We start from the raw sequence: 19,560 nt of genomic DNA, 5'->3' as shown, positions 1-19,560 counted from the left end.
GGTGCCTCGCCCATTGGGAGAACTCGAAGACGCGGTCATGTCGCGGGTGTGGAAGTGGAACCGCCCGGTGACCGTTCGAGAAGTCCTGGAAGATCTCCAGAAGGAGCGGTCCATCGCCTACACCACGGTGATGACCGTTTTGGACAATCTCCATCAGAAGGGCTGGGTGCGCCGCGAGGCGGAAGGCAGGGCCTATCGATATGAGGCCGTCTCCACCCGTGCCGCCTACGCCGCCGCCCTCATGAACGACGCCTGGTCGCAGAGCGACAACCCCGCCGCCGCTCTGGTCGCCTTCTTCGGCATGATGAGCGAGGAACAGCGCCGGGCGCTCACCGATGCCGTACGCATCGTGCAGGGACCGGAAACCCGGGAAGCGGCCGCACCGCCGGAATCCCCCGCGCCGGCACAACCCGCACAACGCCCGGAAGACCCCCCTCAGAACCCCGCCTCCCCTTCGGACCCCCGCGGGCGATAGCGTCCCGGCATGTCCGCGAAGAGCCCCGAACCCTCCGCAAAAGCCATCACCGTGCGGCGGGCCCGCACCAGCGATGTCCCGGCGGTGCGCCGCCTCCTCGACGCCTACGTCCGCGGCGGCATCCTGCTCGACAAAGCGACGGTCACGCTTTACGAGGACATCCAGGAGTTCTGGGTCGCGGAACGCGACGACAACGCCGAGGTGGTCGGCTGCGGCGCACTGCACGTCATGTGGGAAGACCTCGCTGAAGTGCGCACTCTCGCGGTCGAGCCCGGCCTCAAGGGCGCGGGCGTCGGGCACCGGGTCCTGGAGAAGTTGCTGCAGACCGCTCGATGGCTCGGTGTTCGACGCGTTTTCTGTCTGACCTTCGAAGTCGACTTCTTCGCCAAGCACGGCTTCGTGGAGATCGGCGAGACGCCCGTGGACACCGATGTCTACGCGGAGCTGCTGCGTTCCTATGACGAGGGCGTCGCGGAGTTCCTCGGTCTCGAACGAGTGAAACCGAACACCTTGGGCAACAGCCGGATGCTTCTGCATCTGTGATCGCCGGGACGGACAACACGCAGCGCGAAGGCGGGGCGCCGGTTCGTCAAGACGTATTCCGCGGAGCCGCCCTGCCCCGGTGGCCTATGTCCGAAACGCGCATGTTTCCGGACGGAGCCGGGGCTGCCGGTCTCTGCCGGGGGTTTGTGTTTTTCCGGCAAAAGCGGTTTGCTTTCCGAGGTACTGCAGTACTGCATATAACAGGGGACGGCGATACGGCGGACGCCGGCACTCCCCCGGCCCTTGAAGATATCGATGAAAGGAAATCCGGTGGCACAGAAGGTTCAGGTCCTTCTTGTCGACGACCTCGACGGCGGCGAGGCGGACGAGACCGTGACGTTCGCGCTGGACGGCAAGACGTACGAGATCGATCTCACCACCGCCAATGCGGACAAGCTCCGCGGCCTTCTCGATCCTTACGTGAAGGGCGGTCGTCGTACCGGAGGCCGTGCCTCGGGCGGGCGCGGCAAGCCGCGCGCGGCCTCGAGCGGCAGCCAGGACACCGCGGCCATCCGCGCATGGGCGAAGGAGAACGGTTACGAGGTCAACGACCGCGGCCGGGTCCCCGCGACCATCCGCGAGGCCTACGAGAAGGCCAACGGCTGAACAGCGGCGCTACCGGCCCCGCGCAGGCGAGGCCGGCGGCCGGGCGCCCGCGCGCCGCAGCCGGGTCCGGTGGCACCACGTGGCCACCGTGTCCACCAGCCGCACGAGATCGGGGGCATCCCCACCGCCCCCCAGCGCCGACAGCGTCGGCAGCGAGGCCTGTGCCTCGCACCCCGGCTCGGGGGGCCGCAGCCACACGGCGGCCCCCTGGGAACCGACCCGCTCCCCGGGTCCGGGCTGCCCCGTGACGACCCCGGGGCCCGCCGCACCGCGGGACGCCCCCGCGCCCGGCCCGCACGGCCGCGGCGCCTCCATGAGGCCCCCCGTGCCGAGCGCCGACAGGTCCAGCGGCAGCGTCCCCCAGTCCAGCCACTCCAGCAGCCCCGGCAGCTCCTCCGCGCTCCCCGGCGCCACCAGCAGCTGCACGCGCGCGCCCCGGGCGGCCACGGGGGAGCCGGGCACCAGATGCCGCAGGGCTGCCCGGCCGGCCTCGGCCGGCACGTCCAGGACGTCGAAGCGCACGCCCACCAGCAGCCGCACCGGGTCCCCGGGCACCGTCGGCCAGCCCAGCCCGTCCTCGTACCACCGCCGGACCCGGTCGGCCGGGTCGGAGCCCGCAGCCCCGGGGGCGGCCGGGTCGAGCGGCCGACGGGGGAGCGGGACGAGCCGGGACGCAGCAGGGGCCGCTGCGGGCGTGGCGGGGGTCACCGCGTGCGGGGTGCCGGACATGCCGAGTGCAACGGCCGGAAGACCCTCGGGGTTACGCTGGGTCGCTCCACGGGTGCGAAGAGTGCCCGAGCGGGGGTGTGCGGGGAGCCCGGAGGGGCGCAAGGTTGTTCGCCCGTAGCGGAGGGAAAGGGGGCGCTCGGCATGGACTTCCGGTCCGCGCGGGTAAGACATGCCTAGTGGGAGGGGGCGACACGCAGGAAAGGACGTCTCACGTTCGCCATCGGCGTACTGGCGAGTGGGGTATCTGCCTGGCCTGCGGGAACATCGTCTCGCACCATCGGGTTGGAGCAGATGTCGGCGTTCGGGGTCAGGAGGCCAAGGACGGTGTCGGCAGTTGGAATGAGCGGTCCCCGCTTGCGGGACTAAGCTGCGGAAGGACAGGGAGGGGAAGTTCCCCCCACTGCCTGACCGCTCTGAGGAGCGATTAACGATGTTCGAGAGGTTCACCGACCGCGCGCGGCGGGTTGTCGTCCTGGCTCAGGAAGAAGCCCGGATGCTCAACCACAACTACATCGGCACTGAGCACATCCTCCTGGGCCTGATCCACGAGGGTGAAGGTGTCGCCGCCAAGGCCCTTGAGAGCCTCGGGATTTCGCTCGAGGCGGTCCGCCAGCAGGTGGAGGAGATCATCGGCCAGGGCCAGCAGGCCCCGTCCGGCCACATCCCCTTCACCCCCCGTGCCAAGAAGGTCCTGGAGCTGTCGCTCCGCGAGGCCCTTCAGCTGGGCCACAACTACATCGGCACGGAGCACATCCTGCTCGGCCTGATCCGCGAGGGCGAGGGTGTCGCCGCCCAGGTCCTCGTGAAGCTGGGCGCAGATCTGAACCGCGTGCGGCAGCAGGTGATCCAGCTGCTCTCCGGTTACCAGGGCAAGGAGACCGCCACCGCCGGCGGTCCTGCCGAGGGCACCCCCTCCACGTCCCTGGTCCTCGACCAGTTCGGCCGGAACCTCACCCAGGCCGCTCGTGAGTCCAAGCTCGACCCGGTCATCGGGCGCGAGAAGGAGATCGAGCGGGTCATGCAGGTGCTGTCCCGCCGTACGAAGAACAACCCGGTGCTGATCGGTGAGCCCGGCGTCGGCAAGACCGCCGTCGTGGAGGGCCTCGCCCAGGCCATCGTCAAGGGCGAGGTGCCCGAGACCCTCAAGGACAAGCACCTCTACACCCTGGACCTCGGTGCCCTGGTCGCCGGCTCCCGCTACCGCGGTGACTTCGAGGAGCGCCTGAAGAAGGTGCTCAAGGAGATCCGCACCCGCGGCGACATCATCCTGTTCATCGACGAGCTGCACACGCTGGTCGGTGCGGGTGCCGCCGAGGGCGCCATCGACGCGGCCTCCATCCTGAAGCCGATGCTGGCGCGCGGTGAGCTGCAGACCATCGGTGCGACCACGCTGGACGAGTACCGCAAGCACCTGGAGAAGGACGCGGCCCTGGAGCGCCGCTTCCAGCCCATCCAGGTCGCGGAGCCGTCCCTGCCGCACACGATCGAGATCCTCAAGGGACTGCGCGACCGGTACGAGGCCCACCACCGCGTCTCCATCACCGACGAGGCGCTGGTCCAGGCCGCCACGCTGGCCGACCGGTACATCTCGGACCGCTTCCTGCCGGACAAGGCGATCGACCTGATCGACGAGGCCGGTTCCCGGATGCGCATCCGCCGGATGACCGCGCCGCCGGACCTGCGCGAGTTCGACGAGAAGATCGCCGGTGTCCGCCGCGACAAGGAGTCCGCGATCGACTCGCAGGACTTCGAGAAGGCCGCGTCCCTGCGCGACAAGGAGAAGCAGCTCCTCGCCGCCAAGGCCAAGCGGGAGAAGGAGTGGAAGGCCGGCGACATGGACGTCGTCGCCGAGGTCGACGGCGAGCTGATCGCCGAGGTCCTCGCGACCGCCACCGGCATCCCGGTCTTCAAGCTCACCGAGGAGGAGTCCTCCCGCCTGCTGCGCATGGAGGAGGAGCTCCACAAGCGGGTCATCGGCCAGAACGACGCCGTCAAGGCGCTGTCGAAGGCGATCCGCCGTACGCGTGCCGGTCTGAAGGACCCCAAGCGCCCCGGTGGCTCGTTCATCTTCGCCGGCCCGTCCGGTGTCGGTAAGACCGAGCTGTCCAAGGCGCTCGCCGAGTTCCTCTTCGGCGACGAGGACGCGCTGATCTCCCTCGACATGTCGGAGTTCAGCGAGAAGCACACCGTCTCGCGCCTCTTCGGTTCGCCCCCCGGATACGTGGGCTACGAGGAGGGCGGCCAGCTGACGGAGAAGGTGCGCCGCAAGCCGTTCTCGGTCGTCCTCTTCGACGAGGTCGAGAAGGCCCACCCGGACATCTTCAACTCGCTGCTGCAGATCCTGGAGGACGGTCGCCTGACCGACTCCCAGGGCCGGGTCGTGGACTTCAAGAACACGGTCATCATCATGACGACCAACCTCGGCACCCGGGACATCTCCAAGGGCTTCAACCTGGGCTTCGCGGCCTCGGGTGACACGAAGACCAACTACGAGCGCATGAAGAACAAGGTCCAGGACGAGCTCAAGCAGCACTTCCGGCCCGAGTTCCTCAACCGCGTCGACGACGTGGTCGTCTTCCCGCAGCTCAGCCAGGACGACATCCTCAAGATCGTCGACCTGATGATCGGCAAGGTGGACGAGCGCCTCAAGGACCGGGACATGGGCATCGAGCTCTCCCAGTCCGCCAAGGAGCTGCTGTCCAGGAAGGGCTACGACCCCGTGCTGGGTGCGCGTCCGCTGCGCCGCACCATCCAGCGCGAGATCGAGGACTCGCTGTCGGAGAAGATCCTCTTCGGCGAGCTGCGTCCCGGTCACATCGTGGTCGTGGACACGGAGGGCGAGGGCGAGGCCAAGACCTTCACCTTCCGCGGCGAGGAGAAGTCGGCCCTGCCGGACGTCCCGCCCATCGAGCAGGCGGCCGGTGGCACCGGTCCGAACCTGAGCAAGGACGCGTAAGCGTCACGGCCTGACGAGAAGGGGCCGGTGCCGAAAGGCACCGGCCCCTTCCGCATGTCCGGGCCCCTACGACAGCCGGCCGCCGTAGTCCGGCAGCTTGAACGTCTTCTCGGCGTGGCCGCCGGAGAGGTCGGTGGCGCTGTTGCCGATGTTCGCGATGATCGTGTAGCCCTTGTTCTCGATCGAGACGCGCTGGGCCGTCTTGTAGTCCGCGACGTTCTTGAACAGGTCGATGAAGTTGCGGACGTACAGGCCCGAGACCCGGTAGCCGGCCTGCTTGAGGTTGTAGTCGGTGAACGCGTAGACGATGTCCGGGCGGGCGGTCACGAAGAACAGCGCGACGCCGCGCTCCTGGGCGTATCTGGCGGCCTCCAGGACCGGCTTGTTGGCCGGCTGCGGGTAGCTGAAGCCGAAGTCGGTCTCCAGCGTCGTGTTGTCGATGTCGAAGACGATGGCCTGCTTCTCGCCCGGCTTCGTCGCCGCGATCCGCTGCTTCAGATAGGGCAGTGCCTGATCCATCACGGCCTGGCAGTCCTTCTGCCAGGTGCCGTAGTCGACGTCCGCCGCTGCGGCCGCGGTGGCGGCTGCGGCGGCGGTGGGGGCCCGGTCGGCGGGCGTGGCGTCGGCCGGTGCGGCCATGGCCACGAGGGCGGCCGCCGAGACGGCGGTCACTGAGGCGCGGCGCAACCAGGGGCGTCGGATCTGCATTCGTGGGGGTCCTCTCACGTCCGTGACGCTGCCAACATGTCGTGTGCATGCTTGTGGGCGAGGGTGGCGCGAGGGGAACCGTAGGGTTACCGGACGGTAGGCGCATAGAGGCGTGCGCCACATTTCCCGAATGGCCGAAGTGGGCCACCGGTGACATGCCGCACAGGCGATATGTCCGTTACTAACCGGAATAGTGGCTAAGTGGCCGGGAGGAAAGGGATTCTTCTCCCTGCGCGCGGGCCGAAGAGCAGGCTGATGCCCGAATTTGTCCCGAATGGGCACTGTGTCAAGAGACGTGGAACACGGTGCCTACGTACTATCTCAGGCCGTAGATCACGCTTTTGGGCGTTTGTCGGACTTCGGGTTACCAAGGGATGGCCATTCGGCGAGCGACTGTGCGCTGGGTGGTTTTCTCCGTCCCCTTCCTCATGAGGTTTCGATGTCCCAGCGCGTCACGTCCCGCTCTTCCCGTACGTCCCAGCTCCGCACCCGTGCGACCGTGCTGGCCGCCGGCCTCGGTGTCTCGGTCGCACTGGGGGCCGGGGTCGCGTCCGCCGCCGACACCACGGCCGCGTCCGGCACCGCCACCGCCGTCCAGGCGCAGGCCGCCGCCCAGGCCAAGGCCGCCAAGGCCGCCGCTGCGAAGGCCGAGAAGGCCGCCAAGGCCGCCGCGGTGAAGGCGGCCGCCAAGAAGGCCGCCGCCAAGAAGGCCGCGCCCTCCTGGGTGGACCCGGTGAAGAAGTACAAGCTCTCCGCGAGCTTCGCCCAGAACGGCGGCATGTGGCAGTCCACCCACAGCGGTCAGGACTTCGCCGTGCCGAGCGGCACCCAGGTCGTGGCCGCCCATGGCGGCACCGTCGTGAAGGCCGGCGGCAACGGAGCCGGCGACGGCCCCGCCTACGGCAACGCCGTCGTCATCAAGCACGGCAACGGCACGTACTCCCAGTACGCCCACCTGTCCCAGGTCAAGGTGCGCGTCGGCCAGATCGTCAAGACCGGCCAGGAGATCGCGCGGTCCGGCAACACCGGCAACTCCAGCGGTCCCCACCTGCACTTCGAGATCCGCACGACCCCGAACTACGGCTCGGCTGTCGACCCGGTCAAGTTCCTGCGCGCCAAGGGCGTCACGCTCTGACCCGCCTGACCCCCCGGGCCCGCTAGGAGCTCGCCGCTCCGCGGTGGGCCTGGGTCACCAGGTCCGTGGCGACCTCGAGGACGGCTCTGCTCTTCTCCTCGGGGTCGTTTCCCATGTCCTGGAGCAGGAACATCCCGGCGTGCAGCGTGAAGATGGCGCTGGCGCAGCGGACCTGGTCGACCAGGTCCGCGTCCGGGTCGACGATGATGTCGCGTAGGCTGCGGATGCGCTCCTTGAAGGACTCCCCGATGCGCAGCTCGCGCACGGTCGCCTGGTTCTCGTGCATGAAGCGGAACAGCGGGGCCGCCTGGGCCAGCGTGTCGGCGTAGCGGCGGATGATCTCCTGCTTGGTCTCCAGGGTGGGCGGCTGCTGCCGGCCCCAGTCGATCAGGTCCTCGATGGGCTGGGTGAGGTCCTCGAAGATGCTGACGAGGATCTCTTCCTTGGTCTTGAAGTGGTAGTAGAGCGCCGCCTTGGTGACGTCCAGGTGCTCGGCGATCTCCCGCAGGGACGTCTTTTCGTAGCCCTGCTCCGCGAAGAGTTCGAGGGCCACGTCCTGGATGCGCCGGCGGGTGTCCCCGCGGCGCCGCTGCCTGGTGCCGTCCATGGTGCCGCCCATCCTCCTACGCCGCCCGCTTTCCAGAAAACTTACTTGACGACCGGCTAGTGCGCCGCTAACTTCCGAGTGTAGTCACTAGCCGGTCGGCAAGTAAGTAGCAGTAGCTGGGGGAGTGGGAAGCGATGGCGGACACGACGGACACATCGGTGGCGATCGCCGCCGACAGTGGCGGCAGGCAACCGAGGAGTGTGCGGGTTGTCCTGCTCGCGCTCATGATCGCGATGATGCTCGCGATGCTCGACAACATGATCATCGGTACGGCGATGCCGACGATCGTGGGGGAGCTGGGCGGACTGGAGCACCTGTCCTGGGTCGTCACGTCCTACACGCTCGCCACCGCCGCCTCCACCCCGCTGTGGGGCAAGCTCGGCGACATGTACGGCCGCAAGGGCACGTTCCTGTCGTCCATCGTCCTCTTCCTGATCGGCTCCGCCCTCAGCGGCATGGCCCAGGACATGGGCCAGCTGATCGGCTTCCGCGCCGTGCAGGGTCTGGGCGCCGGCGGTCTGATGGTCGGCGTCATGGCGATCATCGGTGACCTGATCCCGCCCCGGGAGCGCGGCAAGTACCAGGGCATGATGGCCGGCGTCATGGCGCTGGCGATGATCGGCGGTCCCCTGGTCGGCGGCACGATCACCGACAACTGGGGCTGGCGCTGGGCGTTCTACATCAACCTGCCGCTCGGCGTGGTGGCCCTGCTCGCCGTCAGCGCGGTGCTGCACCTGCCCAGGAAGCGGGCGCAGGCCCGGATCGACTACCTGGGCGCCGGGCTGCTGACCGTCGGCATCACCGCGATCGTGCTCGTCACCACCTGGGGCGGCACGGAGTACGCCTGGGACTCCGCCCGGATCATGGAGCTGATCGGCATCGGGGTCGCCGCGCTGGTCGGGTTCGTGTTCTGGCAGACAAAGGCGGCGGAGCCGGTGGTGCCGCTGCACATCTTCCGCAGCCGCAACTTCACGCTGATGTCGCTCATCGGCTTCATCACCGGCTTCGTGATGTTCGGCGCGACGCTGTTCCTGCCCTTCTACCAGCAGGCCGTGCAGGGAGCCACCGCGACCAACTCGGGTCTGCTGCTGCTGCCGATGCTCGGCGCGATGCTGGTGACCTCGATGGTCGCCGGGCGGGTCACCACGAACACGGGCAAGTACAAGGTCTTCCCCGTGCTCGGCAGTGTGCTGATGATCGTCGGCCTCTATCTGCTGTCCACGATGGACACCGGTACGTCCCGGGTGACCTCCGGCCTCTTCATGGCCGTGGTCGGCCTCGGCATGGGCTGCCTGATGCAGATCACCATGCTGGTGGCGCAGAACAGCGTGGAGATGAAGGACATGGGCGTCGCGTCCTCGTCCACGACGCTGTTCCGGACGCTGGGCTCCTCCTTCGGCGTCGCGATCATGGGTGCGCTGTTCAACCACCGCGTCCAGGACGTCATGGCCGAGCGGGCCGGGGCGCTGGGCTCCAGGGTGACCGAGCAGTCCGCCCAGCTGGACCAGGCGAGCCTGGCGAAGCTGCCGGAGGCGGCGCGTGAGGCGTACCAGCACGCGGTGGCGGCCGGCACGCACTCGGCGTTCCTGCTGGGGGCCGTGATCGCGGTGTTCGCGCTGGCGGCGGCGGTGTTCGTCAAGGAGGTCCCGCTGAAGGGCGCCGGGCCGAAGGGCCCGGAGGACGGGAAGCCGGACGCCCCGGCGGCCCAGGCACCGCTGGCGGAGGCGGTCTGACGAAGCGAGGCCGCGCCGGCGGCCGGTGACCGACCGGCCGCCTGCCGACCGGCCGGCCTGACACTCGCCTGTCCGTCCGACCGCCTCTCCGGCCGGCCGACACTGCTGAGACCCCGGGTGGGTATCTCCCCCCGGGGTCTTCGTCGTCTGCCGGGGGGCGGGCGCGCCGTCGTGCGGTCGTTGTCAGACCCCGGTGCCACCATCGGTCGCATGGACAGGACGCGGCAGGTGCGGCTCGCCAAGGACGCCATGGACCGGGACTGGGCCGACCCCGGCCTCGACCTGGACACCGTGGCCGCCCACGCCGGGTACTCGCGGTACCACTTCATCCGCGCCTTCAAGGAGGCCTACGGCGAGACGCCCGGCCAGTACCTCACCCACCGCCGTATCGAGCGGGCCGAGGACCTGCTGCGCACGGCCAACCTGTCCGTCACCGAGATCTGCCACCTGGTCGGCTTCAGCAGCGTCGGCACCTTCTCGGCGCGCTTCAAGGCCTGGACCGGGCTGACCCCGAGCGAGTACCGCACCCGGCACGTCGGGCGCGGAGCCGCTCTCATCCCCGGCTGCTACGCGATGCTCTGGGCGGGCGGGTTCCGCTCCGGCCCCGGCCCCGCGCCCGGTCCCCGCAAGGAGCGCAATTCCGGAGAAGCGGGCTGACGGCCCCGCTGCCTACCGTGGCAGGGCAAGCAGCAACCGCCGGGGAGCAGCAGGAGCACGCCATGATCAAGGGTCTCGCCATCTCGACCGTCTGGGTCCTCGACCAGGACCGGGCCAAGGAGTTCTACACGGAGAAGCTGGGGCTGGAGGTCCGTACGGACATGACCATGGGCGAGGGCGGCATGCGCTGGCTCACGGTCGGCTCGCCGAACCAGCCCGATGTCGAGCTGACCCTGATGGTGCCGGGCGGGCCCGCGATGGACCCCGAGTCCGCCGACATGCTCAGGAAGCTGGTGACCAAGGGCGCACTCGGCGCGGGCGTGCTGACCACCGACGACATCCACGGCGACTACAAGAAGCTCAAGGACCGGGGCGTGGAGTTCCTCCAGGAGCCGCAGGAGCGCCCCTACGGCACGGAGGCGCTGTTCCGCGACGACTCGGGCAACTGGTTCTCCTTCACCCAGCCCCGGACGGACGGCCTCGACATGAACCAGGACTGGTCCTGCTGAACCGCCGGGCTGCCGGTGCGGCCGGAGCTTCCGGTGCCTACGAGGACGGCAGCATCGGGTAGCTGCCGGTGTTCGTCGGCGCGTGCTCCGGCAGCCACAGCACCGCCACCGCGCCCTCGGCCCTGACGTCCTCGCGCGCGCCCGGGGTGCGGACGTTGCGGAAGGTGAGCCGGGCACCCAGCACCCGGGCCTGGCCGGCCGCGATGGTCAGCCCCAGGCCGTGCCCGTGCCCGGCCCGGTCAGCGCTGCCGGTGCGGAAGCGGCTCGGCCCCTCGGCGAGCAGGTCCTCGGGGAAGCCCGGCCCGTGGTCGCGGACCCGGATGACCCGCCCCTCGACGGTGACCTCGATGGGCGGCTTGCCGTGCCGGGCCGCGTTGGCCAGCAGGTTGAACAGCACGCGCTCCAGCCGCCGGGGGTCGGTGGTGACCTCCGACTCGTGCACGATCCGCACCTCGACGCCCGGGTCCTTGACCGCCACCCGCCGGGCGACGAACTCGCCCAGCATCAGGTCCTGCAACTCCGCCCGCTCGGAGGCGCCGTCCAGACGGGCCACCTCCAGCACGTCCTCGACGAGGGTGCGCATGGCCTTGGCCCGGTCCAGCACCAGCTCGGTCGGGCGGCCCGGCGGCAGCAGTTCGGCGGCGGTCAGCAGCCCGGTCACGGGGGTGCGCAGTTCGTGCGCGATGTCGGCGGTGACCCGCCGCTCGGCCTCGATGCGCTGGCGCAGGGCGTCCGCCATGGCGTCCACCGCGCTCGCCAGGTCGTCGGTCTCGTCCCGGACGACCCCGCCCATCGCGTCCCGCACCCGCACGTCCGTCTCGCCGCCCGCGAGCTGGTTCGCCGCGACGGCCGCCTTGCGCAGGCGCCGGGACAGGTGCCCGCCGATCAGCACCCCGAGCGCGCTGCCGCCGAGGACGACCGCGATCGACCCGATGAACAGGGCCTGGTCGAGGTCCTGCAGGATGTCGGAGCTGCGGTCGGTGAAGCCCGAGTGCAGCGACATCACCTGCCCGTTCTTCAGCGGCACGGCGGCCCATATGTCGGGCACGTCACCGGGCCGGTCGGCCACGTACGTCGCCCGCTGGCCCGCCTCGACCCGCTCGCGCAGCTCCGGCGGCAGGGCCGGGTCGTTGATCTTCGTGTTGGGAAAGTTCATCCGCCCCGACAACTCGAAGTTCCGCTGGGCGATCATGATGCGCTCGTCGGCGAGGTCGCGGGCGTTGTCCAGCATGGACACCCGGGCGGCGTTGTGCACCACCAGGCTCAGCGCCACCGCGACCAGCGCCCCGACCAGCGCGATCGCCGCGCTCAGTTTCCATCTCAGACCCGTGCGGATCCCCGCACGCTCCAGGCCCGCGGCGACCAGCCGCCGGAAGTGCCCCCGCATACCCCGCTCAAGCCTTCAGTTTGTAGCCGAAGCCGCGGACCGTCTCGATCCGGTCCTGGCCGATCTTCTGCCGCAGCCGCTGCACGTGGACGTCGACCACGCGCGTGTCCCCTCCCCAGCCGTAGTCCCACACCCGTTCCAGCAGCTTGTCGCGCGAGAGCACCGTGCCGGGCGCGGAGGAGAACTCCAGCAGCAGCCGCATCTCGGTCGGCGTCAGCGCCACCGGCCGCCCCGCCCGGCGCACCTCCATGCCCTCGGTGTCCACCTCCAGGTCCCCGAAGGTCAGCACCCCGCCGTCGGCCGGGCCGGCCGGTTCCGCCGACCGGTCGCCGCCGGCGTGGCCGAAGCGGCGCAGCACCGCGCGGATCCGGGCGACCAGCACGGCCCCGTCGAACGGCTTGGTCACGTAGTCGTCGGCGCCCGCCTCCAGGCCCAGGACGACGTCGATGGAGTCGGCGCGGGCCGACAGCATGATGACCGGCACGGTCGACTCGTCCCGGATGCGGCGGCACAGGCTCACCCCGTCGAGCCCGGGCACCATGACGTCCAGCAGCGCGATGTCGGGGCGGTCCGCCCGGAACGCCTCCAGACCCGACAACCCGTCGGGCATGGCGGTGACCATGAAGCCGTCCCGTTCCAGGGCGAGCTGCGTGGCCTCGCGGATGACGTCGTCGTCCTCGACGAACAGGACGTGGGTCTGGTCTGCCATCCCGGTGCTCTCAGTCCTTCGGGTCCGTGGGGTGCTTCTCTTCGCTGGGACGTACGGGCCGTGCGCCGCGTTCACCGGACGGCCGCCCCGGCCGGATCCGCACGGTCGTCCGGCCGTCCGGCCGCCCGCGTCAGCTCGCGGGTACCGGTGTCGCGCTGTCGCCGGCGACCTTCCCGTAGTCGTTGTGCGTGCGGTACTTCTCGCCGAACCGGCCCGACGCCCACCGATAGGTGATCACGTTCTCGCCGGACGGGCTCGACACCGGATCGCCCCGCTCGTAGACCTGCTTGGTCACCACCAGGTCGCCGCGGTCGATCTCCGCGTAGACCGGCGGCTCCTCGGCCGTGAACACATTCTTGTACGAGCCGTCCTGCTCGCGGTACACGTAACTGCCCACCCCCACCGCGTCGCCGCAGGTCAGCACGTTGACCACGATGTCGTCGGCCGATCCGCCGGTGAGGTTGCCGTAGGAGACGTCGACCGGGTACTCGTCGGCGACGCACGGCTTGAGGTCGCGCTTGACCTCGGGGGCGACCTTCGGGTCGTCCTTGACGAGCCGGACGGCGTTCACCGCGTCCGGTGTCCTCGACGGAGCGGCCGAGGGGCTCGCCGCGGCGGCGCCCGCCACCGAGTCGGTGTGCGCCGGGCCCTCGTCGCGGGCGCCGGTCCCGCCGGCCCCGCACCCCGACACCAAAAGGGCGAAGGCGGTGGGCACGGCCAGTGCCGTGCCCACCGCCCGGACTCCGCCCCGGGTCCGTGCAGAACCCCCGTCGGTCAGGCCGCGCACCGCTCCCGCTCCTCACGCTCCAGCGCGCGTGCGTCCAGATCGCGGGACTCCAGCTCCTCGCGGAGCCGGGCGAGCGCCCGGTGCAGCGTGCTCTTGACCGTTCCGGCCGACATGCCGAGTGCGGCGGCCGTCTCCTCCGTGGACATCTGCTCCCAGTGTCGCAGCACCACGACACTGCGCTGCTTCGGGGCGAGCACCCTCAGGATGTCCATCAGCAGGGCGCGGTCCGCGTGCTGCTCGGTCGAGTCGTCGACCGAGGCGTCCGGGAGCTGCTCGGTCGGGACCTCCTCCAGCTTCCGCGCCCGCCACCACTCGGTCCGGGTGTTGATCATCACCCGGCGCAGGTAGGCGTCCGCCAGCCGCTTGTCCTCGATCGTCTCCCAGCGGCCGTACGTCCGCACCAGCGCCGTCTGGAGCAGGTCCTGCGCGTCCGTCGGGTCCGGGACCAGGCGGCGGGCGCTGCGCAGCAGCGCGTCCTGCCGGGTGCGGACGTACTCCTCGAACTCGAGCACCTCGCCCTGCGCCATGGTGAACCGCCTCCCGTTTCCCCGTCCGGGCCGGCTCCCCGCCGCCCGTGCACTGCCTGTGGTCCTCAGTCGCCCCGGGTCTTCCGGGAACGCAACTGAAGGTACGGAGGCGTTGTCACGGCACTGTCCGAAGCAGCCTGCGGCCAGCACTCGGCTGTCCGTCGGTTGTGTAACGGAAGTCGGAACAGCGTAAAGAAGCGGGGGAGTTGGGAGGTGTATGGGGTGATTTGTCCACCCTGAACGCTGTGACGTCCGCAGTGACGGCGAGCCGCCCCCGCGTCCGTCCGCGGGGTCAGGTCAGCGGCAGCCGGTACAGCCCGCCCGGCATCGGCTCCACCAGACCGTCGGCGACGAGACCGTCCAGGGCGCGGGCCCGCTGCACCGGCTCCTGCCACACGCGGTCCAGGGCCGCCTGCGGAACGGGGCCGTGCGCCTCGCGCAGCACGGCGAGCAGCCGCCCGCGCACCTGCCGGTCGGTTCCCGCGTACGTCTGGCCCCGGCGCGGCGGACCGTCGTGCGCCGGCTTGCCCGCCAGCCGCCACGCACAGCTCGCGGCGATCGGGCAGCGGTGGCAGGACTCGTTCTTCGCCGTGCACACCAGCGCGCCCAGCTCCATCGAGGCGGCGGCCCAGCGCGCGGCGGTCGGCTCGTCCTCGGGCAGCAGCGCGCGGGCCAGCTTCCGCTCGGCGGCGGTGGTGGCGTTCGGCGGGTACTGCGTCCCGGTGACCGCGCGGGCGAAGACCCGGCGCACGTTGGTGTCCAGCACCGGGTGGCGCTGCCCGTAGGCGAAGGAGGCGACGGCGGCGGCCGTGTACTCGCCGATGCCGGGCAGGGCCAGCAGCTGGGCGTGGTCGGCCGGCACGTCCCCGCCGTGCCGTTCCGTTATGGCGACCGCGGCGCCGTGCAGCCGCAGCGCGCGGCGCGGGTAGCCGAGCCGGCCCCAGGCGCGCACGGCCTCGCCGGGCGCCTCCTTGGCCAGGTCGGCGGGGCGCGGCCAGCGGGCCAGCCACTGCTCGTAGACGGGGAGCACGCGGCTCACCGGCGTCTGCTGGAGCATGAACTCGCTGACCATCACGCCCCACGCCCCGGCCTCGGGGCGCCGCCACGGCAGGTCGCGGGCGTTCTCGTCGAACCAGTCGATGACGGGGGAGTGCAGGTCCGCGCCGGCCGGCGGTCCGGGGACCGGGCCGGAGGGGGAGGGGACGGGGTGCGAGGGCTTCGTGGGAGCAGTCATGGCCTTCCGATGGTGCCACGCGGGGCCGCCGATCCGGGCACACCGCCACCCGGTGGGCGACGGCGGGCCGGTGATCGCCACCGGCCGGTGATCGTCACCGGTCCGGTCATCGGCACCGGCCGGTGATCGCCGCCGGTCCGGCTCCGCCCGGCCCGGGGGTGTCCCGCTCGGCGCGTCCAGCGCCCGGAAGGGGGCGTCGCCGTTCGCCGCGCCGTTCGCCCTGCCGGTACCGGAGAGCAACTCGCCGTCCACACAGCAGAGTCGGGACCATTTGAAGGCCGAGGCCATGAACACCTCGCCCAGCAGCGGGACTTGCGCATCCCCACACCACAGACGCTCTTGCCATGGCCAGAGGTGCAAGGAACGCGATTGCGAAGAGGGCGCCTTCGCAGTCCGTGATCACGCAGCGTAGGCGACGCGCCGATTTCGTCACACTCAGCGATCACCGCACCCCGCACCCCCTTAAAGACGGGGGTGGCGACGGGAGTTCCGGAATGATGATCCGGAAAAGTTGCGGTCCGAACGGCGGGTGTGACGGGTGAACACGCCGAACTCTCGTAAGGTTTGCGCCGTGGGATCTCTGCGCAATCCGGTCGGGCCGCTTCCCTCCTCCATCTACTGGCGTCGGAGGGTCGTACTCGTGTCCGTGGTCGCCCTGTTGGCGCTCCTGGTCACCTGGATCGTGTCCATGGGCGGTGGGGGCGGCGACGGCGGCGACGGCGCCGACGGCAAGAATCCCGCGCCCTCCATCACGCCCGGCCCGTCCGGTTCCGGCCCGGCGATCAGCCAAGCACCCGGTGGTCGCGACGAGTCGGGAGGCGCGGGCTCGGGCGGTTCGTCCGCCGGTGCCACCGGTGGCTCGGGCGACGGGTCGGGTGACGGTTCCGGTGAAGGCTCGGGCGGCGGTGCCGGTGCGGGCTCCGGTGGGTCCGAGGGCGCCGGCGGCACGGGAGGTTCCGGAGGCGGCACCGCGACGGGCGTCGGCGCGGGCGACACCCTGCCGGCCGGGTCCGCCCTGCCCAACTGCACGCCCGGCGCGGTCAAGTTGAGCTTGCGCAGCCGCCACAACACCTACGACCCCGAGCAGACGCCCACCTTCCTGCTCACCGCGCGGAACGTCTCGGACGACGACTGCAAGATCGATCTCGGGCCGAAGAGCGCGGTGTTCACGATCTCCCAGGCCGACAGCGACGACGACTACTGGTCCTCGAAGGACTGCCCCAAGTCCGCCGCGCGCCAGGTGTTCCGGGTGCCCTCGGACGACGGCATCACCTACACCGTGAAGTGGGACCGCAAGCCGAGCGCCGCCGAGTGCGCCACGCCGCCGGCCGGCTCCGCCAAGCCGGGCACGTACCTCGTCGAGGCGAAGGCACCGGGCTTCGCGAAGGTGCAGACCTCTTTCGTCCTCTCGGCCGACTAGAGCGGCGCTTCGGTCGCACGCGACCGGCGGACGCCGACACCCGCCGGACCCGGCACGCGACGCCCTGAGACCGCCAGCCCGGCCAGGGCCGCCGGACCCCCGGTACTCGACGCACTGAGGCCGCTACCCCGGCCAGGCCCGCGGGGGCCAGGCACCCCACGCACCGAGGGCGGTACCCCGGCCAGGGGTACCGCCCTCGGTGCGTGGCGCTCCGCGTTCTAGACGTACCGCTCCAGGATCGACGACTCCGCCAGCCGGGACAGGCCCTCGCGGACGCTGCGGGCCCGGGCCTCGCCCACGCCGTCGACCGTCTGCAGGTCGTCGACGCTCGCCGCGAGCAGCTTCTGCAGCCCGCCGAAGTGTTCCACCAGGCGGTCGATGATCGCGCCGGGCAGCCGCGGCACCTTGGCCAGCAGGCGGAAGCCGCGCGGGGACACCGCCGAGTCCAGCGTCTCGGGCGAGCCCGTGTAGCCCAGCGCCCGGGCCACCGTGGGAAGTTCGAGCAGCTCGGCATGGGTCAGCGCGTCCAGCTCGGACAGCGCCTCGTCGACCGTGCGGGACCGCTTGGCCGTCGGCTCGGGGACGTAGTCGCGCACGACCAGTTCGCGCTCGGGCTCCACACCGGCGATCAGCTCGTCCAGCTGGAGCGCCAGCAGCCGGCCGTCGGTGCCCAGCTCCACCACGTACTCGGCGATCTCCGTGGCGATGCGGCGCACCATCTCCAGGCGCTGCGCCACCGCCGAGACGTCCCGGACCGTGACCAGGTCCTCGATCTCCAGGGCGGACAGCGTGCCCGCGACCTCGTCGAGGCGGAGCTTGTAGCGCTCCAGGGTGGCCAGGGCCTGGTTGGCGCGCGACAGGATCGCCGCCGAGTCCTCCAGGACGCGGCGCTGCCCGTCGACGTACAGGGCGATCAGCCGCATCGACTGGGAGACCGAGACGACGGGGAAGCCCACCTGCTTGCTGACGCGGTCCGCGGTGCGGTGCCGGGTGCCGGTCTCCTCGGTGGGGATGGTCGGGTCGGGGACCAGCTGCACGCCCGCGCGCAGGATCTTCGACAGGTCCGAGGACAGCACGATGCCGCCGTCGAGCTTGCACAGCTCGCGCAGGCGGGTCGCGGTGAACTCGACGTCCAGCACGAAGCCGCCGGAGCACAGCGCCTCGACGGTCTTGTCGGAGCCCAGCACGATGAGCCCGCCGGTGTTGCCCCGGAGCACCCGCTCCAGGCCGTCACGCAGGGCGGTACCCGGTGCCACGGCGCTCAGAGAGGCGCGCATGAGGCCATCGGTACCGGCACTCCCACCGGACTTTCCGGGAGCTGCTGCCCGGTCGTTGGCTGCCACTGCACTCCTCCGGTCGCAGGTTCTGGGGCGCCCCCGTGTCGCACGCTTGGTTCGCACGGACGGGCGAGACCAGGGCAAAGTCTACCGGCGACCCTCCTCGTCCCGTGGGGCCTCTCGGCGACGGGACCGGGGAAGGACCCGCAGGGCGTCCCCTATGTCCGCGACTTCCAGAACCTTCATGCCCGACGGGACCTTGCCCGGATCGGCCGGGACCAGGGCGTGCGTGAAGCCCAGACGGTGGGCTTCTGCCAGTCTGCGCTGCACTCCTGTGACTCTCCGCACCTCTCCGGCCAGGCCCACCTCGCCGATCGCCACCAGGTTCTTGGGGAGAGGTGTGTCACTTGCCGCACTCGCCAGCGCGAGCGCCACGGCCAGGTCCGCGGCGGGCTCCGAGAGCTTCACCCCGCCGACCGTCGCGGAGTAGATGTCCCTTTTGCCCAAAGCGCTGATCCGTCCGCGCTGTTCCAGCACGGCGAGCATCATCGAGACGCGGGAGGTCTCCAGGCCGGAGGTGGTGCGGCGCGGGGAGGGGATCTGCGAGTCGACCGTGAGCGCCTGGACTTCGGCGACCAGGGGGCGGCGGCCCTCCAGGGTGACGGTCAGGCAGGTGCCGGGGACGGGTTCGGCCCGACGTGTCAGGAAAAGTCCGCTCGGGTCGGCGAGGCCCGTGATGCCCTCGTCGTGCAGTTCGAAGCAGCCCACCTCGTCGGTGGTGCCGTAGCGGTTCTTGACGCCGCGCACGAGCCGCAGGCGCGCGTGCCGGTCGCCCTCGAAGTGCAGGACGACGTCCACCAGGTGCTCCAGCAGGCGGGGGCCGGCGATCGCGCCGTCCTTCGTGACGTGGCCCACCAGCAGCGTGGACATGCCGCGTTCCTTGGAGGCGCGGATCAGGGCGCCGGCGACCTCGCGCACCTGGGCCATGCCGCCGGGGGCGCCGTCGATCTCCGGGGAGGCGACCGTCTGCACCGAGTCCAGGATCAGCAGCGAGGGCTTGACCGCGTCCAAGTGGCCCAGCACGGCCGCGAGATCCGTCTCGGCCGCCAGGTACAGGTGGTCGTCGATCGCGCCGATGCGGTCGGCGCGCAGCCGCACCTGGCTGGCCGACTCCTCGCCCGTGACGTACAGCGTGCGGTGCTCGTCGCTCGCCGACTTGGCCGCCACGTCCAGCAGCAGCGTCGACTTGCCCACGCCCGGCTCGCCCGCCACCAGCACCACGGCGCCCGGCACCAGCCCGCCGCCGAGCACGCGGTCCAGCTCGGGCACGCCGGTCGTGCGGGCGGTGGCCCGGCGGCCGTCGACCTGGCCGATGGGCAGGGCGGAGGTGGTGACCCGCCCGGGCGTCGTCGTACGGACCGCGGGCGTGCCGTACTCCTCGACCGTCCCCCAGGCCTGGCACTCGGGGCAGCGGCCGAGCCACTTCGCCGTCTGCCAGCCGCATTCGGTGCAGCGGTAGGACGGGCGGTCCTTGGTGGATTTCGTACGGGCAGCCATGGAC

General features: G+C 70.9%; 19 protein-coding genes. 9 read left to right on the top strand and 10 right to left on the bottom strand.

Features of this window, described 5'->3' with window-relative positions; translation table 11 throughout:
* Positions 1-37 precede the first annotated feature (37 nt).
* The 3 genes from ACFYWG_RS24435 (at position 38) to ACFYWG_RS24425 (ending at position 1,624) form a co-directional block, all read left to right on the top strand.
* The gene (locus ACFYWG_RS24435; protein WP_376328173.1) at positions 38-475 is read left to right on the top strand and encodes a BlaI/MecI/CopY family transcriptional regulator; all 438 of its coding nucleotides are present in this window, start codon (positions 38-40) and stop codon (positions 473-475) included.
* A gap of 9 nt (positions 476-484) precedes the next feature.
* A complete protein-coding gene (locus tag ACFYWG_RS24430) occupies positions 485-1,018 on the top strand; it encodes an amino-acid N-acetyltransferase (RefSeq protein WP_376327992.1) in 534 nt (177 codons plus the stop codon).
* Between the two features lie 270 nt (positions 1,019-1,288).
* Positions 1,289-1,624 carry an Lsr2 family protein gene (locus ACFYWG_RS24425; protein WP_376327991.1) on the top strand — a complete coding sequence of 112 codons (336 nt, stop codon included), beginning with the start codon at positions 1,289-1,291 and terminating at the stop codon, positions 1,622-1,624.
* Positions 1,625-1,633: 9 nt separating this feature from the next.
* Here the strand turns inward: ACFYWG_RS24425 and ACFYWG_RS24420 are convergent, their stop codons facing one another.
* Complete coding sequence (locus tag ACFYWG_RS24420; RefSeq protein ID WP_389203573.1) at positions 1,634-2,353, bottom strand: SCO3374 family protein; 720 nt, start codon at positions 2,351-2,353, stop codon at positions 1,634-1,636.
* 430 nt (positions 2,354-2,783) lie between these two features.
* Here ACFYWG_RS24420 and ACFYWG_RS24415 point away from each other — a divergent pair, with 430 nt between their 5' ends.
* The gene (locus tag ACFYWG_RS24415; RefSeq protein WP_094057031.1) at positions 2,784-5,309 is read left to right on the top strand and encodes an ATP-dependent Clp protease ATP-binding subunit; all 2,526 of its coding nucleotides are present in this window, start codon (positions 2,784-2,786) and stop codon (positions 5,307-5,309) included.
* 66 nt (positions 5,310-5,375) lie between these two features.
* Here ACFYWG_RS24415 and ACFYWG_RS24410 read toward each other — a convergent pair whose 3' ends face one another.
* On the bottom strand, positions 5,376-6,017 hold the full coding sequence (locus ACFYWG_RS24410) for an HAD family acid phosphatase (RefSeq protein ID WP_389203571.1): 642 nt from the start codon (positions 6,015-6,017) through the stop codon (positions 5,376-5,378).
* Positions 6,018-6,456: 439 nt separating this feature from the next.
* Here ACFYWG_RS24410 and ACFYWG_RS24405 point away from each other — a divergent pair, with 439 nt between their 5' ends.
* Complete coding sequence (locus ACFYWG_RS24405; protein WP_383511468.1) at positions 6,457-7,152, top strand: M23 family metallopeptidase; 696 nt, start codon at positions 6,457-6,459, stop codon at positions 7,150-7,152.
* A gap of 22 nt (positions 7,153-7,174) precedes the next feature.
* Here the strand turns inward: ACFYWG_RS24405 and ACFYWG_RS24400 are convergent, their stop codons facing one another.
* Entirely contained in the window at positions 7,175-7,771 is a 597-nt protein-coding gene (locus ACFYWG_RS24400) for a TetR/AcrR family transcriptional regulator (protein WP_376327983.1), read from the bottom strand.
* 122 nt (positions 7,772-7,893) lie between these two features.
* On the opposite strand from ACFYWG_RS24400, the gene ACFYWG_RS24395 reads away from it, so the two are divergent.
* The 3 genes from ACFYWG_RS24395 (at position 7,894) to ACFYWG_RS24385 (ending at position 10,658) form a co-directional block, all read left to right on the top strand.
* Positions 7,894-9,492, top strand: coding sequence for an MDR family MFS transporter (locus ACFYWG_RS24395; protein WP_389203567.1), 1,599 nt, complete (start codon positions 7,894-7,896; stop codon positions 9,490-9,492).
* A gap of 210 nt (positions 9,493-9,702) precedes the next feature.
* The gene (locus ACFYWG_RS24390; protein WP_389203564.1) at positions 9,703-10,149 is read left to right on the top strand and encodes a helix-turn-helix transcriptional regulator; all 447 of its coding nucleotides are present in this window, start codon (positions 9,703-9,705) and stop codon (positions 10,147-10,149) included.
* Between the two features lie 62 nt (positions 10,150-10,211).
* Positions 10,212-10,658 carry a VOC family protein gene (locus ACFYWG_RS24385; protein ID WP_389203561.1) on the top strand — a complete coding sequence of 149 codons (447 nt, stop codon included), beginning with the start codon at positions 10,212-10,214 and terminating at the stop codon, positions 10,656-10,658.
* A 37-nt stretch (positions 10,659-10,695) separates the two neighbouring features.
* On the opposite strand, the gene cseC is transcribed toward ACFYWG_RS24385, so the two are convergent.
* The 5 genes from cseC to ACFYWG_RS24360 all read right to left on the bottom strand — a co-directional run bounded on the left by cseC (position 10,696) and on the right by ACFYWG_RS24360 (position 15,302).
* Positions 10,696-12,045 (bottom strand): two-component system sensor histidine kinase CseC, encoded by a 1,350-nt coding sequence (gene cseC, locus ACFYWG_RS24380; RefSeq protein ID WP_383511477.1) that lies wholly within the window; start codon positions 12,043-12,045, stop codon positions 10,696-10,698.
* A gap of 7 nt (positions 12,046-12,052) precedes the next feature.
* Entirely contained in the window at positions 12,053-12,754 is a 702-nt protein-coding gene (gene cseB / locus ACFYWG_RS24375) for a two-component system response regulator CseB (RefSeq protein ID WP_376327977.1), read from the bottom strand.
* A 130-nt stretch (positions 12,755-12,884) separates the two neighbouring features.
* Positions 12,885-13,541: a hypothetical protein gene (locus ACFYWG_RS24370; protein WP_389203558.1), complete on the bottom strand. Its 657-nt coding sequence runs from the start codon at positions 13,539-13,541 to the stop codon at positions 12,885-12,887.
* Positions 13,529-14,068 (bottom strand): SigE family RNA polymerase sigma factor, encoded by a 540-nt coding sequence (locus ACFYWG_RS24365; RefSeq protein ID WP_311689083.1) that lies wholly within the window; start codon positions 14,066-14,068, stop codon positions 13,529-13,531. The genes ACFYWG_RS24370 and ACFYWG_RS24365 overlap by 13 nt, the downstream gene beginning before the upstream one ends.
* Positions 14,069-14,360: 292 nt before the next feature.
* Positions 14,361-15,302: an A/G-specific adenine glycosylase gene (locus ACFYWG_RS24360; protein WP_376327973.1), complete on the bottom strand. Its 942-nt coding sequence runs from the start codon at positions 15,300-15,302 to the stop codon at positions 14,361-14,363.
* A 571-nt stretch (positions 15,303-15,873) separates the two neighbouring features.
* Here ACFYWG_RS24360 and ACFYWG_RS24355 point away from each other — a divergent pair.
* Positions 15,874-16,722, top strand: coding sequence for a hypothetical protein (locus ACFYWG_RS24355; RefSeq protein WP_389203556.1), 849 nt, complete (start codon positions 15,874-15,876; stop codon positions 16,720-16,722).
* A 218-nt stretch (positions 16,723-16,940) separates the two neighbouring features.
* Here the strand turns inward: ACFYWG_RS24355 and disA are convergent, their stop codons facing one another.
* Complete coding sequence (gene disA, locus ACFYWG_RS24350) at positions 16,941-18,065, bottom strand: DNA integrity scanning diadenylate cyclase DisA (RefSeq protein WP_333937246.1); 1,125 nt, start codon at positions 18,063-18,065, stop codon at positions 16,941-16,943.
* Between the two features lie 81 nt (positions 18,066-18,146).
* Positions 18,147-19,556, bottom strand: coding sequence for a DNA repair protein RadA (gene radA, locus ACFYWG_RS24345; RefSeq protein WP_376327970.1), 1,410 nt, complete (start codon positions 19,554-19,556; stop codon positions 18,147-18,149).
* Positions 19,557-19,560: the final 4 nt, after the last annotated feature.

Source organism: Streptomyces sp. NPDC003456 (assembly GCF_042878735.1).
Lineage (GTDB): Bacteria > Actinomycetota > Actinomycetes > Streptomycetales > Streptomycetaceae > Streptomyces.
Note: the sequence above shows the minus strand (reverse complement) of the source record. Positions and strands in the feature narration are given on the sequence as shown.

What these genes read in the sequence shown, in the direction of transcription:
- ACFYWG_RS24435 (WP_376328173.1), top strand. Translation starts at nt 38, where the DNA reads ATGTCGCGGGTGTGGAAGTGGAACCGCCCGGTGACCGTTCGAGAAGTC.
- ACFYWG_RS24430 (WP_376327992.1), top strand. Translation starts at nt 485, where the DNA reads ATGTCCGCGAAGAGCCCCGAACCCTCCGCAAAAGCCATCACCGTGCGG.
- ACFYWG_RS24420 (WP_389203573.1), bottom strand. Translation starts at nt 2,353, where the DNA reads ATGTCCGGCACCCCGCACGCGGTGACCCCCGCCACGCCCGCAGCGGCC.
- ACFYWG_RS24415 (WP_094057031.1), top strand. Translation starts at nt 2,784, where the DNA reads ATGTTCGAGAGGTTCACCGACCGCGCGCGGCGGGTTGTCGTCCTGGCT.
- ACFYWG_RS24410 (WP_389203571.1), bottom strand. Translation starts at nt 6,017, where the DNA reads ATGCAGATCCGACGCCCCTGGTTGCGCCGCGCCTCAGTGACCGCCGTC.
- ACFYWG_RS24405 (WP_383511468.1), top strand. Translation starts at nt 6,457, where the DNA reads ATGTCCCAGCGCGTCACGTCCCGCTCTTCCCGTACGTCCCAGCTCCGC.
- ACFYWG_RS24400 (WP_376327983.1), bottom strand. Translation starts at nt 7,771, where the DNA reads ATGGGCGGCACCATGGACGGCACCAGGCAGCGGCGCCGCGGGGACACC.
- ACFYWG_RS24395 (WP_389203567.1), top strand. Translation starts at nt 7,894, where the DNA reads ATGGCGGACACGACGGACACATCGGTGGCGATCGCCGCCGACAGTGGC.
- ACFYWG_RS24390 (WP_389203564.1), top strand. Translation starts at nt 9,703, where the DNA reads ATGGACAGGACGCGGCAGGTGCGGCTCGCCAAGGACGCCATGGACCGG.
- ACFYWG_RS24385 (WP_389203561.1), top strand. Translation starts at nt 10,212, where the DNA reads ATGATCAAGGGTCTCGCCATCTCGACCGTCTGGGTCCTCGACCAGGAC.
- cseC (WP_383511477.1), bottom strand. Translation starts at nt 12,045, where the DNA reads ATGCGGGGGCACTTCCGGCGGCTGGTCGCCGCGGGCCTGGAGCGTGCG.
- cseB (WP_376327977.1), bottom strand. Translation starts at nt 12,754, where the DNA reads ATGGCAGACCAGACCCACGTCCTGTTCGTCGAGGACGACGACGTCATC.
- ACFYWG_RS24365 (WP_311689083.1), bottom strand. Translation starts at nt 14,068, where the DNA reads ATGGCGCAGGGCGAGGTGCTCGAGTTCGAGGAGTACGTCCGCACCCGG.
- ACFYWG_RS24360 (WP_376327973.1), bottom strand. Translation starts at nt 15,302, where the DNA reads ATGACTGCTCCCACGAAGCCCTCGCACCCCGTCCCCTCCCCCTCCGGC.
- radA (WP_376327970.1), bottom strand. Translation starts at nt 19,556, where the DNA reads ATGGCTGCCCGTACGAAATCCACCAAGGACCGCCCGTCCTACCGCTGC.